The sequence below is a fragment of the Thalassolituus sp. UBA6592 genome (assembly GCF_002433655.1).
GTDB lineage: Bacteria > Pseudomonadota > Gammaproteobacteria > Pseudomonadales > Oceanobacteraceae > Venatoribacter.
The window spans coordinates 14,148-27,450 of the sequence record NZ_DJIO01000162.1; the positions used below are offsets into that span (position 1 = coordinate 14,148).

General features: G+C 52.5%; 13 protein-coding genes. 3 read left to right on the forward strand and 10 right to left on the reverse strand.

The window, feature by feature from the left end; translation table 11 throughout:
- Positions 1-138: 138 nt before the first annotated feature.
- The gene (locus B2Z72_RS16420; protein ID WP_296980434.1) at positions 139-966 is read left to right on the forward strand and encodes an HDOD domain-containing protein; all 828 of its coding nucleotides are present in this window, start codon (positions 139-141) and stop codon (positions 964-966) included.
- Here the strand turns inward: B2Z72_RS16420 and B2Z72_RS16425 are convergent.
- The 9 genes from B2Z72_RS16425 to B2Z72_RS16465 all read right to left on the reverse strand — a co-directional run bounded on the left by B2Z72_RS16425 (position 935) and on the right by B2Z72_RS16465 (position 9,862).
- The gene (locus B2Z72_RS16425; RefSeq protein WP_296980431.1) at positions 935-1,930 is read right to left on the reverse strand and encodes an alpha-L-glutamate ligase-like protein; all 996 of its coding nucleotides are present in this window, start codon (positions 1,928-1,930) and stop codon (positions 935-937) included. The two genes, B2Z72_RS16420 and B2Z72_RS16425, sit on opposite strands and share 32 nt — an antisense overlap.
- Positions 1,930-3,480: an inactive transglutaminase family protein gene (locus B2Z72_RS16430; protein WP_296980428.1), complete on the reverse strand. Its 1,551-nt coding sequence runs from the start codon at positions 3,478-3,480 to the stop codon at positions 1,930-1,932. Before B2Z72_RS16430 ends, B2Z72_RS16425 begins: the two co-directional genes overlap by 1 nt.
- Positions 3,481-3,485: 5 nt before the next feature.
- Positions 3,486-4,412 (reverse strand): ATP-dependent zinc protease, encoded by a 927-nt coding sequence (locus tag B2Z72_RS16435; RefSeq protein ID WP_297005315.1) that lies wholly within the window; start codon positions 4,410-4,412, stop codon positions 3,486-3,488.
- Between the two features lie 184 nt (positions 4,413-4,596).
- On the reverse strand, positions 4,597-5,067 hold the full coding sequence (gene bfr / locus B2Z72_RS16440) for a bacterioferritin (RefSeq protein WP_296980423.1): 471 nt from the start codon (positions 5,065-5,067) through the stop codon (positions 4,597-4,599).
- A gap of 2 nt (positions 5,068-5,069) precedes the next feature.
- On the reverse strand, positions 5,070-5,543 hold the full coding sequence (gene bfr / locus B2Z72_RS16445) for a bacterioferritin (protein WP_296980420.1): 474 nt from the start codon (positions 5,541-5,543) through the stop codon (positions 5,070-5,072).
- 255 nt (positions 5,544-5,798) lie between these two features.
- A complete protein-coding gene (locus B2Z72_RS16450; RefSeq protein WP_296980418.1) occupies positions 5,799-6,278 on the reverse strand; it encodes a DUF2947 domain-containing protein in 480 nt (159 codons plus the stop codon).
- A gap of 85 nt (positions 6,279-6,363) precedes the next feature.
- Positions 6,364-7,635, reverse strand: coding sequence for a sensor domain-containing diguanylate cyclase (locus tag B2Z72_RS16455; RefSeq protein WP_297005318.1), 1,272 nt, complete (start codon positions 7,633-7,635; stop codon positions 6,364-6,366).
- 180 nt (positions 7,636-7,815) lie between these two features.
- The gene (gene thrC / locus B2Z72_RS16460; RefSeq protein WP_296980131.1) at positions 7,816-9,225 is read right to left on the reverse strand and encodes a threonine synthase; all 1,410 of its coding nucleotides are present in this window, start codon (positions 9,223-9,225) and stop codon (positions 7,816-7,818) included.
- Positions 9,226-9,358: 133 nt separating this feature from the next.
- Complete coding sequence (locus tag B2Z72_RS16465; protein WP_296980118.1) at positions 9,359-9,862, reverse strand: DUF3087 family protein; 504 nt, start codon at positions 9,860-9,862, stop codon at positions 9,359-9,361.
- Positions 9,863-10,064: 202 nt separating this feature from the next.
- Between B2Z72_RS16465 and B2Z72_RS16470 the strand changes: the two genes are divergently transcribed.
- Both B2Z72_RS16470 and B2Z72_RS16475 read left to right on the forward strand, forming a co-directional pair.
- Positions 10,065-10,745 carry a TetR/AcrR family transcriptional regulator gene (locus B2Z72_RS16470; RefSeq protein WP_296980120.1) on the forward strand — a complete coding sequence of 227 codons (681 nt, stop codon included), beginning with the start codon at positions 10,065-10,067 and terminating at the stop codon, positions 10,743-10,745.
- A 162-nt stretch (positions 10,746-10,907) separates the two neighbouring features.
- A complete protein-coding gene (locus B2Z72_RS16475) occupies positions 10,908-12,032 on the forward strand; it encodes an NADH:flavin oxidoreductase (protein ID WP_414716346.1) in 1,125 nt (374 codons plus the stop codon).
- Between the two features lie 151 nt (positions 12,033-12,183).
- Here the strand turns inward: B2Z72_RS16475 and B2Z72_RS16480 are convergent, their stop codons facing one another.
- Positions 12,184-13,092 (reverse strand): bestrophin family protein, encoded by a 909-nt coding sequence (locus tag B2Z72_RS16480; RefSeq protein ID WP_296980124.1) that lies wholly within the window; start codon positions 13,090-13,092, stop codon positions 12,184-12,186.
- Positions 13,093-13,303: the final 211 nt, after the last annotated feature.

The following is a 13,303-nucleotide window of genomic DNA, read 5'->3' on the forward strand; positions in this document are numbered from 1 at the left end:
TGGCCAATCCCGGCGCCAGCCTCTTGCCACTGCACCAATCTGTGGACGCAGATTTTTACAATATTCGCGGTTGATTCTTTCACCCAATGACATTTCCTGACCTATGCTGATTATCAGGTAACCAACGGATGAATAACTATGAGTATGGCCACCATCTTTGCCGAATCCCGCACTTTGCCGCATATTCCAAAGGTTGTGCAGGAACTGATCGAAAGTTTCCGCGATGATAACGTTGATATTGATGATATCAGTAAGAAAGTAGCGAGCGACCAATCTCTTACAGCCAAAGTGTTACGACTGGCTAATTCAGCCCATTACGGTGTGTCGCGCACTGTATCCAACCCACATGACGCCATTATGTTACTGGGCTTCAGTACCTTACGGACCATGGTGCTGGCGTCCGGTGTCAGTGGTGCATTTAAGGCGCCGGAAGGCTTTGATCAGAAGAAGTTCTGGCGTCAGTCCTTCGCCGTCGCAGCCCTGTCGAAATGGATAGCGGGTTATGTACCCGACGGTGAAAAAGAGACGGCCTTTACCTGCGGTATGCTGCATTCCATCGGATCTCTGCTGATCCGTATCGTTTTACCGGAAGAAGCTCATCGCATCGATGAAGCTGAGTCGCTGGGCAGTAAGCGTTACAGTCTGGAAAATGGACAACTCGGCTATAACTCAGCGGATGTCGGCGCCGAGCTGGCTAAGCGCTGGAAGTTTCCGCAGGAAATGCAGCAGGCAATCCTGGAGCAGGACTATCCGGATCAGGATAAGCCTTACAGTAAGATGGCAGGCATTCTGTATATCGCGAAATTCCTCTACAACGCCCATGAAAGCAATATGGATGAAGAGCAGATCAAGGAGGGTTTTCCGGTCGAAGTGGCCAAGGCCGTCGGCATGGATTTCAACCGCGCCAGCACTGATCTGAGCGCGGTTAATGATCTCAACTCTGGTCTGGATGCGCTTCTGGAATAAAGGCTGCCTGTATCGCGTCGCCGCTGCCGAACCACTCACGGCTGCGGCGCACCCTTTCCTCAACGGGCAGATGCGTATCTGCCTCACTGAGTGCGTCAATACGCTGCAATCGCGGCAACAAGCCAGTACCGTTAGCCACCTGAATCGCCAGTCCGGGACGGGCATTGAGTTCCAGCAACATTGGGCCATGACGGCGGTCGAGCACCATATCCGTGCCCAGATAACCAAGGCCGGACACGTCGTAGCATTTTGCTGCCTGCTCCAGCAAAACTTCCCACTCAGGAACCTGAAGCTCTTTCAGAGCCCGTCCCGTATCCGGATGATGAGTAACGGTAACGCCATTCTGCACTGCATTCAGGGCACGTCCGGTGGCGATATCAATACCAACGCCCACAGCCCCCTGATGCAGGTTAGCTTTGCCGTCAGAACTGCGGGTGGATAGACGCATCATTGCCATCACCGGATAACCGCGACAGACAATCACCCGGATATCCGGCACACCCTCAAACGAATACTCAGAAAGCTGCTGATCAAACTCAATCAGCTCTTCGATTAAAGCAACGTCCGGCGTACCGCCGAGACTGTAAAGACCGGCAAGAATATTCGATGTATGGCGCTGAAGATCAGCCAGCGACAGATGGCTGCCACTGTTTTTAATAAAGCCACCATCGCGTTTATTCAGCACCAGAATGCCTTTTCCGCCACTGCCTTTGGCCGGTTTAATAGCAAAGCCCTGTACGCCGCTGAGGATATCCCCCAGGCGGTTGACGTCATGCTGACTGCTTATCGCACCGATCAATGCCGGCGAGGCAATGCCGGCCTGTTGCGCCAGCATTTTGGTTTTGAGCTTGTTGTCTACCAAAGGGTAGAGACGGCGTGAGTTATAACGGCTTATATAACCGACGTTACGCCGGTTCATACCGAGAATTCCGCGCTCTTTAAGACGCCATGGCCAGGTCAGCATCACTTGCTCCCGAAAGAGGCAAAGCGACGCAGTTCCAGCAGACGATAACCCGTGTAGGAACCGATCAACAGCACCAGAGCCAGAATAACCAACTGAATACCGATGAAATTAAAGGTCAGATGACGCACCCACGGATCATTCATCGCCCAGTACGCAAGGACTGCCGTCAGCAGGCTGCCGCCACCCTGAACCATCACCTCGTGACCGCCCTCTTCCTCCCAGAGAATCGACATACGTTCAATGGTCCAGGACAGAATAATCATCGGGAAGAAGGTGATCTTCAGACCTTCCGTGAGCCCGACCTTATAAGACAACACACTGAAGATACTGATGATGGCAATCACGGTAATAATCACCGAGGTTATCCTCGCCACCAACAACAGGTTAAGCCGCGACAGATAACTGCGGATCAGCAGACCGGTCGCCACGACGATCAGAAAACCCACCAGACCAGTAACCAGCGATGTCTGAATAAATGCCAGCGCGATCAGTACGGGCATAAACGTACCGGAGGTACGGATGCCGATCAGCACGCGCAGAATACAGACGATCAGAGCGCCAATGGGAATAAGCAGAATCGTTTTGAACATCGCCTGCTCTTCGATCGGCAGACTGTGAATGGAGAAATTCAGAAAATCGTGCTGACTCGACAGGTTTTCTGCAATGTTTGCATAGGTCGATTCTTCACGTTTGATCATGGAAAAACGCACGCTCGAATCGCGTCCGCCCATAACATCCAGCACCGGCGCGCCATGTTGCTCCCACAGCAGCATGGATTCCGGCTCACTGGTCAGGGTTTCCGTCGGCTCGCCCGGAAGCTGAAATACCTGACTGCTGTCACCCGACCCCGACCACACGCGCAGCATGGTTACCAACTGCTGACGGCGGCGGCCATCTTCCAGCGGCAGACCGTATACCAGAGTCGATGGCACACGGGCTTTGTTCAGCATATCGGCAATCAGTTGTGGCAGATGATCAGAAAAATGGGTCTTTAACAGCAGGGTATCCTGATCCGGATCCTGATCACTGAACCGTTTTAACAGTTGGCGGGTGAGACTCAGGTTATCCGCCGAGGTTGAGTAAGCACCACTCAGTACACTGTTAACAGCCGTCGCATAGGGTTCAGGCCAGCTTACAGCGCGGATTTCCGGCGCGGGCATGTTTTCCATCGCCGGCATCTGACTGACCAGAACCTCGGCACGGTAAAACAATTCCTGACGACCGTTGGCAGCCCTGATGGTCCACTCGGCGCGCGGGTCATCCCCTTCGATAAAATTCAGGCCATAGCCCGGTGAAGCACCCGCTTCTTTTAACAGGGTAAAACCATCCTGATCAGCAGGTCTGGCCATAGACACCCGCACCGGGTCGCCATAGGCAGTAAACTCCACACTGGCTTCCACCGACCAGATAGTCTGCGTTTCGCCATACATCAATGGGACTTCGTAAACCCAGTGGCGGTGCAGAATTAAAAAGATACCGACTACCAGCAGTACGGCGACAATGATATACAGCGGTAAACGCGGTAATTTAGCTTGCGACGGCAACGCCACTTCTTTTACTCCTGCGGCTCAGCCGCCTGTGAATCTTTCGGCTCAGCTTTTAGCACCTGGCTACTGCTGTCGTCTTTGTCCGTGTCCGCATTTTTGGCATCCTTTGCCGATTTTTCCTGCTTTTGTTTCTCTTTTACGGGCTGCAGGGTTTTCTTTTCCGGTTTTGGCTGATCCGGTTCAAATTTTGGCTGCACATATTGTCTGCCCACATCAATGAGAGTGACATCGCGCAGGAAACTGCGGCCCAACAGAATCGGATAGGTCATCTGTGAGCGGTCAGTCAGGGAAAACTCGGTATCGATCTGCAGGTTATTACCCAGATTCACGGTCAGCATAACCACCGGACGGCGGTCGGCTTCATCCGAGGAGGCCTGACGAATTCTGACGTGACGGGACAACGGTGCCTCAACCCGGATCGGCTCAGCTTCATCATCGTGCTTAAGGTCGAAGCGAACCCACTTATCACCATTACGTTCAAAGCGCTCGATATTCACTGCGCTTAAGGAAGAAGTAGCAGCGCCACTATCGACCCGGGCTTTGTAGTGATGACCCGGTGGCGAAATATAAATCCACTCGGTGGAGCCAACCAGTACACGGCCATCCAGTTTATCCGCCGCGTCACCGGCGACCGCCGGACAGTCACTGTTGGCAAACGATGGATTAGCTGCAGTCAGAGCCTGAACTTCGCTGCTCAGTTTCTCAAACGCAGCCGCCTGCTGACTGAGCTGATTGCGGGCGTCATCAAGACCAGAGCACTCAAGCACCAATGAAGGCGGGGTTTCTGGTTGTGGCTGGCCCTGCACGGCTTCTTCTACGATGCCGCGGATTGAATCATTGGTCACCGCAGTGTGGTTGGGTGATGGCCAGGTGGAACATCCCGCGCTGCTCAGAGCGAGGATAGCAGTAAGGGAAATGGCTGCCCTTGAGGGCATAACAGCCTCCGGTATATCTTCAGGTTGACGGCATTTAACCACAGAGTAGTTATAAGCTGAATATGGGGTATTTACTTTCCGCCGGGCCAGATTGGTCCAAAAACGGAACAGCAGCCCGCTATGACAGGCGCACACAAAAAAAGCTCCCGAAGGAGCCTTTTTGAAACAGCCTGTTTCAGACCATTCACGCCATTTGCGACTGAATATAGTTCTGCAATCCGATACGGTCGATCAGCCCCAGCTGCTGTTCCAGCCAGTGAGCATGATCTTCTTCGGTGTCATCCAGCAGCTTACGCAGCATATCACGGGTCACGTAATCCTTGACCGATTCGCAGTAGGCCATGACCTCACGCAGATGAGCGACAACCGCGTACTCAAGATCCAGGTCCGCTTTCAGCATGGAAGGAACATCTTTACCGACGTTGATCGGCTCACGGGTCACCATGTCCGGAATACCTTCCAGAAACAGGATGCGTTCGATCAGATCAGATGCATGATCTTTCTCTTCTTCAAACTCGTGATTGATGCGCTCATAGAGCTTGCCAAGATCCCAGTCCTGGTACATGCGGGAGTGAATAAAGTACTGATCCATGGCGGTCAGCTCACCGGCCAGCAGATCATTCAACATCTCAATAACTTTCGGATCGCCTTTCATACTTAATCGTCTCCCATCTTACTTTGCAGGTAATTCTGAATGCCGGAATGCTGAATCAGATATTGCTGGCTTTCAATCCAGTCCAGATATTCTTCTTCGTATTCCAGGATGTCTTCCAGCAGGTCGCGGGTCACGAAATCGCGGACCGATTCGCAATAGGCTATGGCTTCTTTCACTGCTGGCAGCTGTTCGAGAATCTGGTCCATATCGCACTGCAGCATTTCTTCCGGCTTTTCGCCAATGCGCAGACGGTTCAGTTTCTGCAGATTCGGCAGACCTTCAAGAAAAAGAATCCGTTCAATAATAGCGTCAGCCTGTTTCATATCCTTGATGGATTTTTTGTAGGCTTTTTCATTGAGTTCTTCCAGGCCCCAGTTTTTAAACATTCGGGCATGGAGAAAATATTGGTTAATGGACGTGAGCTCGATGCAGAGAATCTGATTCAGATACTCATTTACCTTCGGATCGCCTTTCATTATCGTTCACTCCTGTGCTTAATTGCAGACAGTCTATGTGCAGGTTCCAAACCGTGCAAGAACATGCAATATCTTTTACTTATCTTTTGTATAAAGCCTGACCATAAGCGACGACAAAGCCGCTATTGACTGAAACATAACAATCCAATACGGAATTTATAACTAATACAAATCAGTCGCATTATTAGCAGATCTTTTTGTCAGAAATATAACAACACCTGATAACTGTTTATTTATGCGTTTATTACTGTACAGTTATCGATCCGGTTTCATACCAATATTAAAACTGCCGTCAGAATGAAAGCAGGCAACCTGCTGGCGTTTTTTACCAATCAGAAAGGGCTCATCGTCAAAGAATAAAAAGTTTTTCCAGTGCTCACGGAAAACTTTCCAGCAGGTCTGAACCACGTGCTCAGCGCTGTAGCAGAAATAGACGACGGTATTATCATCCCAGCTCATATGCGCGGCGATCAGCTCCGGCAACTCATTGCTGTCGCTATCCCAGGCTTCCTGCCAGTTCCCCTGTTCGGTCCAGATGCCATTTCGGGCTGGCCAGTCATCGCCAAGAAAATGGGTCGCATGCGTCGCTTCTTTACTGATGTACTGACGCCAGATCTGCAGCGCACTGTCCGCTGCCAGCGGACGGATTTCTGCCAGAGCATCAGCGCCCACCGGCAACTCGCGATGACGGAAGATCCAGCCCTGCTTATATTCTGACCAATCGAGGTAATTCATAGTGTGTAGCCTGATGAAGATCACTGCAGACTAACATTTTATGCGGTGGGAGAAAAATGTGGCCCGGCCTCAATTCAGCCCTGACTCAGCCCTCGACGCGGTTACGGCCCTTACCTTTTGCCAGATACAGTGCCTTATCTGCGGCATGCACCAGCTGAGATGTTGTTGTGCCGTGTTCTCCGGTCGAGGCTATTCCGGCAGAAAGTGTAAGCTGAATGCGTTCAGCGCCATTTTTGAACGGCGCCTGTTGCAAGGTTTCACGTACAGCTTCAGCTAACGCGCGTGCGCCCTCACCATCCGTATGTGGCATCACCAGCAGAAACTCCTCCCCTCCCCAGCGCATGAGAATATCCGAACGACGGATACGCGACGTCATCATGCCTGCAGCCATGCTCAGAGCGCGGTCTCCCACCGGATGGCCATAGGTGTCATTGATCATTTTGAAGGCATCAAGATCGAACAACGCAATGCTGAGCGGATGCTGCTCGCGGTTAGCCAGCTGCAGCTGCTGCTCAAAGGCAATGTAGCCGGAACGACGGTTGAGCAAGCCGGTAAGCTCATCCCGAGTGGCCATGCGGATCAGCTGCTCTTCCATGACTTTCTGCGCGTGAATATTCCGCACCATACCTACGATATGCCGGGCTTTGCCTGTTGTATCCCGGGCGGTAACATGGCCACGGTCATGGATCCACACATAGCCACCACCGCGTTTACCGAGGCGATATTCCAGATCGTACCGGTCACGGTCGCCGTTCATGTAATGCTCCAGCTCCGACATGACCCGCGGGCTGTCATCCGGATGAATGCTGTTTTGCCAGCTGAACAGGTTATGGTCTATTTCATACGGACCATACCCCAGCATGCGTTTCAGAGGCATAGAGTAAAAGACATCATCGCGCGCGACATCCCACTCCCACATGCCATCGGTGGCTTCATTCAGTACAAATGAAAGCAGTGGCTCACGATTGCCAAGGCTGGTACTGGCAGCAGCCCTGGGGGTGATATCACGGACAGAAAAGAGCAAAGCCTGCGCCCCCTGCCAGTCGATGTTTTTTATGATCTCTTCGGTCGGATAAGCGTGGCCGTTTTCGCGCAGATACCAGCTGTTCTGCACCAGCAGACCTTCATCCGCAATCCGCTGACGAACTGCCTGCCAGTGGCCGGCATCAAAATCGTCTTCGCGGTAAACATAGAGAGACTGACCGACAATCTCATTCCGGGACTTTTTCAGTTCACGACAGGCAGACAGGTTACAGCCGACGACGACAGCAGTGTTCGCCGCGACGATATAAATTGCTTCCTGCAGACAATCGAACGCCGCCATATAAGTGCTGACGTCCTTATCACGGTTATCCAAGTGCAACCCCGGTCAGGTTGGATGAAACGGGCACAGGCCTGTGCAGGCCCCGACTCTGAAAGAATAGTTCAAACGCACAAAAAAAGGCCACCTTACGGCAGCCTTAATTTTAGTTTCTTATCACTAAAACCCGCGACACAGTCAACTGAGTACGGGTATACGAATAAAATCCGCTGAACATCAGTCCTTGAAAGTGTTCTGAGCGATAAATGCCTGAACCTGCTCCAGATCCGCTGGCATCACGTTAAAACGCTCTTCACGGCTCATCAGATCGGCCAGATGATGCGGCAGTTTTGGCATATCAAAGCCCCCACGATTCACGGCATCCTCGAACTTAACCGGATGCGCAGTACCCAGAGTCACCATCGGAATATTCGGGTTACGGCGACATTCACGCGCAGCCTTCACACCGATCGCTGTGTGAGGATCCAGCAGATAACCGGTTTCCGCAAACACTTCTTTCATCATATCGACGGTCGTGGCTTCATCTACCGCGTAGCTGTCGAACAGCTCACGGGCACGGGCCAAACGGTCTTCATCCAGTGAAACCACGTCTTTACGTGCGCTCATACGCTGCATCAGTTCAGCCAGTACCGGACCATTGCGGTCGTACAGGTCAAACAGCAGACGTTCAAAGTTGCTGGAAACTGCGATGTCCATAGACGGCGTAATGGTGTGCTGCAGCGGGTGCACTTCGTACTGATTTTTGCTCATCAGACGATGCAGAACATCATTGCTGTTGGTGGCAATGATCAGCTGTTCAATTGGCAGACCCATTTTCTTCGCCATGTAACCGGCAAAAATATCGCCGAAGTTACCGGTTGGCACAGAGTACGCCATGGAGCGCAGCGGGCCACCCAGATTCAGGCTGGAATAGAAGTAGTAAACGATCTGCGCCATGATGCGCGCCCAGTTGATGCTGTTTACTGCCACCAGCTTACGTTCGCCACGCAGGAAATCCTGGTTGCCGAAGCTGGCTTTGACCATATCCTGCGCCTGGTCGAAGTTACCTTCGATGGCGATGTTGTAGATGTTATCGCCGGTCACCGTGGTCATTTGACGACGCTGTACTTCCGATACCTTACCGTTAGGGTGCAGGATAAAGATATCCACGTTGCGGCAGGCTTTGGTACCTTCAATCGCTGCGGAACCGGTGTCACCGGATGTGGCGCCCATGATCACAACTTTCTCGTTGCGACGCTCCAGTACGTAATCCAGCAGGCGGCCCAGCAGCTGCAGAGCGAAATCTTTAAACGCCAGTGTCGGACCGTGGAACAGCTCCAGTACGTATTCGTTGTGATCGATCTGCTGCAGCGGTGCTATGGCTTTGTGGCCGAAGTTGGTGTTGTTGTACACCTCTTCCAGCATGGTTTTCAGCGCATCGGCGTCTACACAGCCTTCAACGAAGGGGTAAATTACTTTGTGTGCCAGCTCAGTGTATGGCAGATCGCGCCAGGACTGGATTTCTTCCAGACTGTACTGAGGCACATCTTTAGGCACATAGAGGCCGCCATCGGTCGCCAGACCAGTCAGCAGCACGTCTTCGAAAGTCAGTTCCGGGGCATTTCCGCGGGTCGAGATATATTTCATCATGGGCATAAGCCTGCGGGGTCACATCATCAGGGAAATAAAGAGCGCGTAGTGTACATGGTTCGCGCTCCGGGTGCATTACGTGCGGCAGCTGAAACAGGTGTCGCACGTACCTGCCGGCTGGCAATTGCGCTTACAGCCGGTCCAGCAATTGCGGCGAGTAGTCTTCCACCGCGACGGTCATTCCCAGCGCTGCAATGCGTTCGTCCAGTTCAGCGATCTGGCGGTTCTGCTCTTCCATGGTCAACGTGTTGTCTTCCAGCTGATACAGATGCTTTGAGCCATGCAGCTGAAAGTATTTGACGATAATCGCTTCCGGCTTATCCGCAGCCAGCGCTTCTTCCAGCTTTTTACTGGCACGGTAGATACGGTTAAGCTCGCCTTTGAGCTGCTTTACGTAGCGGATCTCGTACATCCACGGCTGATCTTTGAGCAGATTCATTACCCCAGCCAGCAGCAACAGCGCAGTGATCACCGCCGCCACATTGAGCATGGTGTTGGATTCTTCCCCACCCCAGAGAGCGATATACAGCTCAGACAACAGCAGTGACAGCACCATCAGTCCCACCACCAGCGCCGCCTGAAAACGGTTCAGACGCTTTTTGAACAATGTTTTATCAATATTTTCCAGCTGCATAACCTTACTGACCTGCCCTTGTGTGTGTCGGTTTTTCTGTCTGGGCGCAGTATAAAGAAAAGCGCAGGCCTGTTCATGAATCCGTATCAGCTTTGACGCGTCCTGCAAACTGGCACAAATGCCCCCTGAAAGCCAACCTACCAGTAGGTAGGCTAAAGCAATCGGGTCACAGACCTGCAGATAACGATAAGCGACAAACCTTATGGCAGTTCAGACGGGCAAAACCAGTACCGACCAACGCACCAGTAGTAAAAGCACGCGCGATCAGTTGATCGAGGTGTCCGCCGGCCTGCTCTGCACCCGCGGTTTCAGTGGCTTCAGCTATCAGGATCTGGCCAATGAACTGGGCATACGCAAAGCCAGTGTGCATCATCACTTTGCCCAGAAGAACGACCTGGGTCTGGCCCTGTGTGACTGGACTGAGCAATGGCTGCTGCAGGGGTTTGCGCATTTTGATCAGCAAGGCACAAACGCCACAGACAAACTGCAGCGCTACCTGCGCGCCGCCGCCAAACACACATTCAATGAACATAAGCAGTGCCCGGTGAGCGCTCTGTACAGTGATCTCGCGGTACTGCCAGAAGCCATTCAGGCCCGCATGCAGGAACTGACAGCAATAGAACATCAGTGGGTCAGCGGTGTCTTTTACGCAGGGCTTCAATCCGGCGAGCTGACCTCACAGCAGTCATGCCCGCTCAGCGGATTATCTGACAGCGCAATAAAGTCGGCTGCGGACGATATGGCGCGGCTGTTTGTTTTCAGCTGCAAAGGCGCACTCTTCTATGCCCGCCTGCAGGGCGAAGAATTTTTTTACCAGAGCATGGATCTTTTAATGCAACAATGGCGGCCGTTAAAAAGCGCCAGGCGGCAGGAACAAAGCTGAACTCTGTGGATGTCGATCAGAGGCAGTAAATTTACCGCGTTGATCTGCAATAAACGTCAGCAATACAACTCAACAGAACAACTGAATCAAACAACCCCAACAATCAGCGTAAATAACCAACATATATAACTAACCCACGAACAGGATAATAATATGAGTGATATTCACCAGGCGGTCAGTGCTTTATTTGAACCCATCGATCTCGGACCTCTGCATCTGAAAAACCGCATCGCCATGGCACCGATGACACGTACTTTTTCTCCGGGCAACGTGCCCAATGATCTGGTGACTGCTTACTACGCCCGCCGTGCAGAAAATGAAGTTGGCCTGATCATTACCGAAGGCACCTGCATTAATCACAAAGCCTCAAACGGCTACCCGCGCGTGCCGTTTATCTATGGCGAAGAAGCCCTCGCTGGCTGGAAAAAAGTCGTCGATGCGGTACATGCCAAAGGCGGAAAAATTGCACCTCAGCTGTGGCATGTGGGTGCCATCCGTAAAGAAAATACCGGTGCCGATCCTGATCCGTCAGTTCCGGGTTACAGTCCATCCGGCCTGATTCGCCCGGGTGTTGAAAACGGTGTTGCCATGAGCATTGATGATATTCACGAAGTCATCGAAGCATTTGCACAGGCCGCAGAAGATTCCAAACGCATCGGTTTTGACGCCGTTGAGGTTCACGGTGCCCATGGCTATCTGGTGGATCAGTTCTTCTGGGAAGGCAGTAATCAGCGTGATGACGAATACGGCGGCGATATGGTCGGCCGTACCCGCTTTGCCTGTGAGATTGTTGCCGCTATCCGTGAACGCGTTGGTGCGGATTACCCGATTATTTTCCGTTTTTCACAATGGAAACAGCAGGACTACAACGCCCGTCTGTGCGAAACCCCCGAAGAACTGGATGCCTTCCTGAAACCTCTGGTAAACGCCGGCGTGGATATTTTCCACTGTTCAACACGACGTTTCTGGGAGCCTGAGTTTGAAGGTTCGGATCTGAATCTGGCCGGCTGGACGAAAAAACTCACCGGCAAACCCGTTATCACCGTCGGCAGCGTTGGCCTCAATGCCAGCTTTATCGATGAAGACAAGCGCGACATGGTGGATTCCTCCAATGTTGCGACCGCTTCCATTGATGAACTGGGCAAGCGCATGGCAGAAGGTGAATTTGATATGGTCGCCATTGGCCGCGCTCTGCTGCAGGACCCGCAATGGGTGCTGAAAATCAAACAGGGCCGTTATGACGAACTGGATGATTACAGCAAAGAAGCTCTCAAAGCGCTGGTGTAATTAACGGGAGAACTGGTGTGAGTAACGAAAAGCGCTGCTGTTATTTAAGCTGACCAACTTAAAAAAAGTAGCGCTGAAAAGCAAAAAACGGCGGCGCCTGCTAAACGTGCTAAAGGCTCCGCCGTTTTTTTATGGCTGAAAAACACCGACATCAGTGCAGAATAAAATGATCCGGCTGCAGTTCATCCGGCACAGCATCGCCAAATGATTCGGCAATGGAAATCTCATTAACGCGGCACAGTGCTTCCAGAGGCAGATCATTGGCTTCGCGGCCAAAAGGTTCTTCCAGCTGTTCCGACAATGCGTCCAGACCGAAAAAGGTGTAGCCCAACAATACCGTAAATACCGGAGCCAGCCAGCCCAGAGGCCCCACCAGCCCAAACGGCAGAAGATAGCAATACAGATAAGCTACCCGGTGCGTCAGGACGGTATAAGCAAACGGCATGCGGGTGCTCGCCAGTCGTTCGCAGGCCGCCTGCACTTTTGCCAGCTCCGCCAGCTGGCGGTCGAGCATCTGCACACCAACCGTATCCAGAGCACCATCACGATACAGGGAACCCAGCAAACGCCCTGCTTCACGCAGACAGTAATCCGCCGCGTTACCATGACTTATCGCCTGCTCCGCCAGATCATCGCCAAGCCAGCGCTGCAGATCCGCGTGAACATCTTCTTTGCGCAGCCTGCCGCGCAGTGCGTGAAAATGCCCGGCAACCAGTGCCAGCAGCTGACGTCGGGCCGGATGATCCGCCAGCAGGGTTTCGCTGCTGCGCGCAATACTGCGCACCTGATCGATAATCCGTCCCCACTGCATGCGCCCTTCCCACCAGCGCTCATAAGCGGCGTTATTGCGAAAGCCGAGAAAGATCGACATGGCAACGCCAAGCAAAGCAAAGGGAGACGAGGAAAATTCCGGTATCACCAACCATTGCCATTCATGTACCGCCTGAATCAGCAAGGCGAACAGCAGCAATATCAGCAGCTGCGGGTATACCGCAGTCAGAATGGTGCCGCGCACCACAAACATCAGGGTCAGCGCCCCCGGGCGATCTCGGACAATCATAGAAAAACTCAGTCAGAAACTATAAACAATAAACCGGAACCAGCAACCAGAAACAAACGTGTCACCGGCGGGACATGATCGCAGAAACAGGCACAGCAACGGAAGCCCAACAGCGACCTGTCATTAACCGGCATCACCGTCGCTCAGCCGCAGCGTGTTAAATTTTCCGCACAGTGGGTTTAGCGGTCTACACTGATATATTCATCGGCAA

What these genes read in the sequence shown, in the direction of transcription:
- bfr (WP_296980420.1), bottom strand. Translation starts at nt 5,543, where the DNA reads ATGAAAGGCGATCCGAAGGTAAATGAGTATCTGAATCAGATTCTCTGC.
- B2Z72_RS16425 (WP_296980431.1), bottom strand. Translation starts at nt 1,930, where the DNA reads ATGCTGACCTGGCCATGGCGTCTTAAAGAGCGCGGAATTCTCGGTATG.
- B2Z72_RS16435 (WP_297005315.1), bottom strand. Translation starts at nt 4,412, where the DNA reads ATGCCCTCAAGGGCAGCCATTTCCCTTACTGCTATCCTCGCTCTGAGC.
- B2Z72_RS16480 (WP_296980124.1), bottom strand. Translation starts at nt 13,092, where the DNA reads ATGATTGTCCGAGATCGCCCGGGGGCGCTGACCCTGATGTTTGTGGTG.
- thrC (WP_296980131.1), bottom strand. Translation starts at nt 9,225, where the DNA reads ATGAAATATATCTCGACCCGCGGAAATGCCCCGGAACTGACTTTCGAA.
- bfr (WP_296980423.1), bottom strand. Translation starts at nt 5,067, where the DNA reads ATGAAAGGCGATCCGAAAGTTATTGAGATGTTGAATGATCTGCTGGCC.
- B2Z72_RS16450 (WP_296980418.1), bottom strand. Translation starts at nt 6,278, where the DNA reads ATGAATTACCTCGATTGGTCAGAATATAAGCAGGGCTGGATCTTCCGT.
- B2Z72_RS16465 (WP_296980118.1), bottom strand. Translation starts at nt 9,862, where the DNA reads ATGCAGCTGGAAAATATTGATAAAACATTGTTCAAAAAGCGTCTGAAC.
- B2Z72_RS16470 (WP_296980120.1), top strand. Translation starts at nt 10,065, where the DNA reads ATGGCAGTTCAGACGGGCAAAACCAGTACCGACCAACGCACCAGTAGT.
- B2Z72_RS16420 (WP_296980434.1), top strand. Translation starts at nt 139, where the DNA reads ATGAGTATGGCCACCATCTTTGCCGAATCCCGCACTTTGCCGCATATT.